General features: G+C 63.3%; 3 protein-coding genes and 1 pseudogene. 1 reads left to right on the top strand and 3 read right to left on the bottom strand.

What is annotated here, in order from left to right:
* Positions 1-271: pseudogene (locus VMD50_RS16510) on the top strand (DDE-type integrase/transposase/recombinase); the annotation flags it as partial.
* A 93-nt stretch (positions 272-364) separates the two neighbouring features.
* Here VMD50_RS16510 and VMD50_RS16505 read toward each other — a convergent pair.
* Genes VMD50_RS16505 through VMD50_RS16495 form a run of 3 tightly spaced genes read right to left on the bottom strand, consistent with a single transcriptional unit; the run spans position 365 to position 3,551 of the window.
* Positions 365-1,405: a tyrosine-type recombinase/integrase gene (locus VMD50_RS16505; protein ID WP_325428808.1), complete on the bottom strand. Its 1,041-nt coding sequence runs from the start codon at positions 1,403-1,405 to the stop codon at positions 365-367.
* A complete protein-coding gene (locus VMD50_RS16500; protein ID WP_325428807.1) occupies positions 1,405-2,355 on the bottom strand; it encodes a tyrosine-type recombinase/integrase in 951 nt (316 codons plus the stop codon). Before VMD50_RS16500 ends, VMD50_RS16505 begins: the two co-directional genes overlap by 1 nt.
* Complete coding sequence (locus tag VMD50_RS16495; protein WP_325428806.1) at positions 2,352-3,551, bottom strand: tyrosine-type recombinase/integrase; 1,200 nt, start codon at positions 3,549-3,551, stop codon at positions 2,352-2,354. The genes VMD50_RS16500 and VMD50_RS16495 overlap by 4 nt, the downstream gene beginning before the upstream one ends.
* Positions 3,552-3,697 lie beyond the last annotated feature (146 nt).

The following is a 3,697-nucleotide window of genomic DNA, read 5'->3' as shown; positions in this document are numbered from 1 at the left end:
GGTGGTCGACCTGGACGCCGCGGTACCCAAAGACCTGGTGAGGCGCCGTTTCGATACCGGGATGCTTAACCGAGTGTGGACCTCAGACATCACCTACCTGGGCACGGGTGAGGGCTGGCTGTATCTGTGCGCGGTGCGCGATGGCTGCTCACGGCGGGTGATCGGCTGGGCGATCGATGAGTACCTGCACACCGATCTGGTCCAGGCCGCCCTGGAGATGGCCGTAGCGATGCGCGGCGAACTCGCCGGGCAGGTGATCTTGCATGCCGATTATGCCGAGGTTTGCGTTAAGCCGAGGATCTGCATCGATGGCCTGTGCTCGTGGGGAGTGCTGGCGGATTTCTCGGCTTAACGTTTCGGTTTTTTATCGCAGGCTGTAGAGGGTTTGGAGTTGGTCTTCGGTGAGCGGTTCGGTGGCCGGAGTGTTGATGGCGGGGGTGGCGGCGTTGATGGCTTGTCGCATCATGTCCAGGGTCGCAAAAGCGTAGAACGCTGCTGTGGTGGAAGCGTTTTCGTGGCCGAGCAGGCGCATGATGATCGGCAGCGGGATGCCCTGCTGGTAGAGGTCCATCGCTTTGGTTTTGCGCAGCAGGTGGCAGTGGATGTTCGCCGGGATCGAAGGGCATTGAGCGCGTGCGGATTCGGCGGCTTGCTTGAGCACGGCGGCGACGGTGTCAGCGGACAGTTCGGTAGGTCGCCCGCGATGCAGACTGTAGAACAACGGCCGGGTCGCGGGAAGTTTGGTGATGTTCGGGTGGAACTCGTCGAGGTAGACGTGCAGGTGCTCGACGGTTTTCGCGGTGAGCGGCACGACGCGGGTCTTGTTGGCCTTGCCGGTGAGCAGGATGTGCCCGGGTTCGGTCAGATGCAGATCGCCCAGGGTCAGGCCGGTAATCTCGCCCACGCGAGCCGCGGTGTCGTAGAGCAGGATCAGCAGCATCCGGTTTCTCCGCGATTTCGCTGTTTGCCCGGTGAACGCGGCAAGGATCGCCCGGGTTTGATCTTCGGTGAGGTACTCGACGGGCTTGCGCGGACCCGCCGGCGCTTTGAGTGCCTTGGCTGATTGACTCAGCGCGACGAGGGTGAGGTCTTCGTAGGCTGCGTAGGTCAGGAACGCTTTGACCGCGCTGAGGCGCAGCGTGACGGTCTTGGGTGTGTAATGCCGCTGATCGGTCATCCAGGTCAGCCATCCTTTCAGGTGTGCGCGGTCGAAGTGATCGAAGCTGACGTGCTGGCGTCCGATGTGCTCGGCCTCGGCGAGGTAGTCCAGGAAGCACTCCAGGCTGATCCGATATGCCTCAATGGTTTTCGGTGACAACCCTCTGGCCTTTGGCATGTAGGCGTGCAGATAATCGCGGGCGAACCCGAAGAGGTCCGGTGCGCCGGTGCGTGGGTGACGTCTCATCAGAATCCCACCTGCGGTAGCAGGGACTGGCGTCCGGCGGTGATGTCGGCGTAGGCGGCCATGAAATCGGGCGAGGTGTGCACGTAGTAGTACGTGCTCTCAACGGTTGCATGCCCCATGTAGCGGGACAGGTAGGGCAGCATCGCGGTGACGTCGTCGCCGGCGGTCATCCATCGGTGGATATTGGCGTAGGCGAAGTGATGCCGGAAATCGTAGGGTCGGGGCTGTTGACCGGCCAGCGGCCGGGCCAGCCCGGCCGCATCCCAGATCCGGCCGAAGACCTTCCCGACCGTTGCCGTGGTCACCTGGTTGCCGGTCGCGGAGACGAAAAACGTGCGTCGCGAGGCGAACTGCGCGCATGAGGTCCGGTCGCACGTGTCGAGGATCTCGATGACCTGATCGGTCAGCGGCAGCCTGCGGCTGCGATGTCCTTTGGACCAGATGATGTCGATGTGCCCGGCATCGAGGTCGACCTGCCCGGTCTGCAGGGCGCGGGTTTCACCGGTGCGCAGCCCGCACGAGTGCATCAGGGTGAAAAACGCCACCGCCTGCCATCGCCACGGGCATGGCGTCTGCATCCGGGCGGCGGCAGCGAAGAACAACTCGATCTCATGGCGGGATAACAGATAGGGGTGGGCGGCAACGATCGGGGCTTTCCACCGATCAGAGAGCACGTAAGCCTCGGGGATCCCGTTCATCGTCATCCAGCGCCCGACGTCACGGATGTAGGACATCCAGGACCGGTAACGGCCGCAACGTTGCAGCTGAACCCCGACCCAGCCTTCCACGGTGTCCTTGTCGAACACCGTGCGGTCATGGGTGGCGCAGTAGGCGTCGAACTGTTTCAGATACCAGATGCGGGAGGCGCCAGTGAATCCCATGTTCGCCTTGAACGCCAAATAGACGTCCAGCTTGGTGGCGAACGCGCTGGTGAAGCCGTGGCCAGTCATGACCGCACGGCTTCTGGGGTCGGGAGTACGCAGTCGAGCAGACGTGCCCGGTCCACACTCATGTAGAGGTTCGTCGACTCTTCGCTGGCGTGGCCGAGCACGGCGGCGATCGTCGGCAGCGGAACCGACGCGGCCAGCAGCCGGGATGCGGCATTGTGGCGCAGCAAGCGGGTTCCCGCCCTCGGCTTGTTCACCCCCGCTTTCCGGAATGTCTCCACGGTCACCCGATGCACCGTCGCGTGATCGCCCAACCGGGTGTGTGGGGCTTTCGAACGCAGGAACAGGTGATCATCGCCGGAGCTGGGCCGTTCGTCGAGCACATAGGAGGCCAGCCTGTCCAGCAGCAACGCCGGCAATGGCAGCGTCAGCGGGTTGCCCGTCTTGCACTGCACCAGGCCGATGGTCTGCCCACGCCAGTCGACATCGCCGAGCCGCAGCGCGACGATGTCACAAGCCCGCAATCCCGTCGATAATGCGAGCAAGGTGATCGCGGCGTCCCGCGCGCTGACCACCCCCGACGCACACGCCCGAACAACCCGTTCCTGGTCGGCATCATCCAAAACGGGCACTATCGCGTGAAAACGTTTGATGCCAGCCAGATTCACCGCATTAACCAGATCGGTGCGGCCGGTGAACTTCAGGAACGGACGAAAGTTCGACACCACCCAAAACAGCGACGACTTGGCCCACCGATCCAGTAAGGATTCCAAAAACGCCAGCACGCTGGCGCCATCAGCACCGTCCAGCACGGCGATCCCGCGTCCTTCCAAAAACACCAGGTAGCTCCGCGCCACCCGCCCGTAGGCCTCACAGGTGGCCGGCGCCAAACCGCGGCGGCCCATCTCGGCCTCCCACGCGGCATTCAGAGCAACAAAGTCGGCGCCCCCGGGCCGTGGACCTCCGCCACCGCGGCCACGAACCGACAGGTCCACCCGGCCGGTCTGCACATACGAGTCGAACACCGCGACCAGACGCCGGTAATCGAACCGGCGCTGAGCGCTGAACCGACCGGTGCGCACACTGGTCGTCATCGACGCGAACTCCGCACCCAAACCGGTGGAATACTCACGCCCCGAGGCGAACTCCGTCAGCGCCTTGATCGTCTTCGCATACTGACCAACCGTCGATTCCATGTAACCGGCCGCACGCAACTCCGCCACGACAACCGCGCCGATCCCACCAACCGTCGTATCCATCACCGTCTCCTTCCACAGACGTACAGATACGACGGACGCTAACCACCACCCGAAACGTTAAGCCGAGAAATCCGCCAGCACTCCCCACGAGCACAGGCCATCTCCACAAATCCTCGGCTTAACGCAAACCTCGGCATAATCCGAAT

Origin of the sequence: Mycobacterium sp., assembly GCF_035506235.1 — a bacterium.
GTDB lineage: Bacteria > Actinomycetota > Actinomycetes > Mycobacteriales > Mycobacteriaceae > Mycobacterium.
This window is presented reverse-complemented; position numbering and strand designations above follow the sequence as displayed.